The 2,121-nt window shown below is 63.0% G+C and carries 2 protein-coding genes; both read right to left on the bottom strand.

Going from position 1 to position 2,121, the window contains the following annotated elements; all coding sequences use genetic code 11:
• Positions 1-53: 53 nt before the first annotated feature.
• Positions 54-1,202 (bottom strand): thiolase domain-containing protein, encoded by a 1,149-nt coding sequence (locus JOZ76_RS12685; protein ID WP_291698971.1) that lies wholly within the window; start codon positions 1,200-1,202, stop codon positions 54-56.
• Positions 1,203-1,904: 702 nt separating this feature from the next.
• A partial coding sequence (locus JOZ76_RS12690; protein ID WP_291698972.1) for a hypothetical protein occupies positions 1,905-2,121 on the bottom strand: 217 nt, incomplete at its 5' end.

Below are 2,121 nucleotides of genomic sequence, written 5' to 3' on the forward strand. Positions count from 1 at the left end.
CGGTTTTGTCTCGGGATTGGTCACCGGGGTCGGATATTTTTTCGCGTCACTCATCACACGCGCTCCAGGATGCAGGTCGAGGCGGCGTGGCGCACGCCCAAAAGGCCGCCGGTGCCGTGCGCGATCGCGAGGTCGCAGTTTTTGACCTGCACCTTCGGATGCGCCTCGCCGCGGAGCTGCCGCACTGCCTCGATGATCTTTGTCATGCCGCCACGGTTGACCGGATGGTTGCTGCACAGCCCGCCGCCATCGGTGTTGAACGGCAGCTTGCCGACGCCGGAAATCAGATTGCCGTCGGCGACGAACTTGCCGCCCTCGCCTTTTTTGCAGAAGCCGAGGTCTTCGAGCTGCATCAGCACCGTGATGGTAAAGCTGTCGTAGATCGAGGCATATTTGATGTCTTGCGGCGTCACGCCGGCTTCCTCGAAGGCGCGGGGACCTGACCACACGCCCGCGGAGTAAGTGAGGTCGAGATCCTTGCCGCCGCGCGGCCCCTTCATCGCCTCGCCATGTCCGATCAGCCGAACCAAAGGCTTCTTTAGGCTCTTTGCGATCTCCTCCGTCGTCACGATCAGCGCGCCGCCGCCATCGGTGACGACGCAGCAATCCATCCGATGCAGCGGATCGGAGATCATCGGCGAGTTCACGACGTCTTCGACCGTGACCACGTCCTTCAGGAACGCATGGGGATTGTGTTGCGCATGATGCGAGGCCGCCACCTTGATCCAGGCGAGCTGCTCGCTTGTCGTGCCGTAGTCGTGCATGTGACGCATGGCACACATGCCGTAGGCATTGTGGGTGGTCGCGCCATAGGCCGCCTCGAAATCGGCTTCCGGGCCGGAGGGACGCGCCGGCATCGGTCCGGTGCGCGGCTTGCCGGCGAGCGTGACGAGCGCGATGGAGCACTTGCCGGCGGCAATCGCCTCGGCGGCGTGGCCGAGATGGATCAGATAGGAGCAGCCGCCGGTGTCGGTCGAATCGATGTGGCGCACTTTTAGGCCGAGATAATCCACCATCGGCCAGGTCCCGCCGGGCGCATCGCCGGCCACGAAATACCCGTCGATATCGGCCTTGCTGAGGCCGGCATCCGCGATGGCGCCCCTGGCGACTTCGGCGTGCAATTGTGCTGTCGATTTGTCCGGCGCGTGCCGGGTCGGGTGCTCAAAAATCCCCGCGATGTAGGCCTTGCCCTTGATGGTCAACTCGTTCTCCGCTGGCGTTTCTTCTGATCGATGGCCGGAATTTTTGTGGCCTGCCGAAGCGGGCTTGGCAAGCGGCGATATATTCCGCGGGGTGAGATGGGTGGCGTGAGCAAGCGCTGGCTCGTCAAATATACAAGCGGCGATGCCTACTTCCGCTGTCGTCGCCCGGCTTGACCGGGCGACCCAGTATTCCAGAGACGGCAGTGCTTGAGCCGAGGCCGCGGCATACTGGATGCCCCTGCTTGAAGCGGGGCATGACAGCAGAGAATGTGGAAGCACAGGGCCGCCTTCTCGCCGCGCGATCGCGCCCGAGTTGTGCATGGTCTTCGGCCCTCGGAACAACAGAGGGCGCAGGGAATGCCGGGTGAAGGCCTCACCCATGGCCCCCGTGCAGTGAAAAAAGCACGGGGAAGGAACCACAGGTTCAGCCGAATCATCCGGCATTCCCTGCGCGATGGCTTTACGGGTTATACGTACTCTCCCCGGTGACCGGGCTTTATTGCCACCGTCATCCGCAGCGTTCGTCACGCCAGCGAACTTGGCCTCAGCGTCGGGAGGCCAGGACCATACGATTTCATCGTCCGCGTCAGCGCCGTTCGTCCGCACGAGCATCGTGCGCGTCGCTGTCGCGGCCATCGCATCCCGCCTCACGTGTCGTGACGATAGCGCATACGCCCCTCTCATCGAGGCGGGATGCGCGGATTATGCTTCTGATTTGGGGTCGGCGTCAAGGTTATTTCTGAAAATCAGCACGAGCATCCTGCGACAGATTGGCACGACGGGCAGCTGGCGCATGGCGCCCATGCGCAAATTGCCCGTCGTGCGGATAGAACTCGTAAGCTGGGTTAGCCTTCCGCCTCGCTCGACTGTCCAAGGATGGTCCGATGGGAAACGGCGGAAGGCGTAACCCACCCGCGTC

The sequence above is a fragment of the Bradyrhizobium sp. genome (assembly GCF_019244115.1).
Taxonomy (GTDB): Bacteria; Pseudomonadota; Alphaproteobacteria; order Rhizobiales; family Xanthobacteraceae; genus Bradyrhizobium.